Raw genomic sequence first — 255 nt, 5'->3', positions numbered from 1 at the left:
AATATCAAAGCATCGGGCCAGCCCGCGCACCTTTCCCTGCCGGGGGTACACCTCTTGTTTTCACTATCGAAGCGGGTCCTTGAAGGGACCTACCAAGGCAGCGTGCAACCCGAGCATCTCCAGGCATCCCTGGACGAGTTCGTGTTCCGTTTCAACCGGCGCAACTCACACACGAGGGGATTGCTGTTCTTCCGACTGCTCGAATCAGCCGTTGCCGGCCCACCCGCTCCCTACACAAGCCTGGCCGTCATCCAC

Annotated in this window: 1 pseudogene; it reads left to right on the top strand. The window is 60.0% G+C overall.

The window, feature by feature from the left end:
• Positions 1-255 (top strand): annotated as a pseudogene (locus JMA46_RS17690) (IS1595 family transposase); the annotation flags it as partial.

This window comes from Arthrobacter sp. E3, from assembly GCF_017353415.1.
Lineage (GTDB): Bacteria > Actinomycetota > Actinomycetes > Actinomycetales > Micrococcaceae > Specibacter.
Note: the sequence above shows the minus strand (reverse complement) of the source record. Positions and strands in the feature narration are given on the sequence as shown.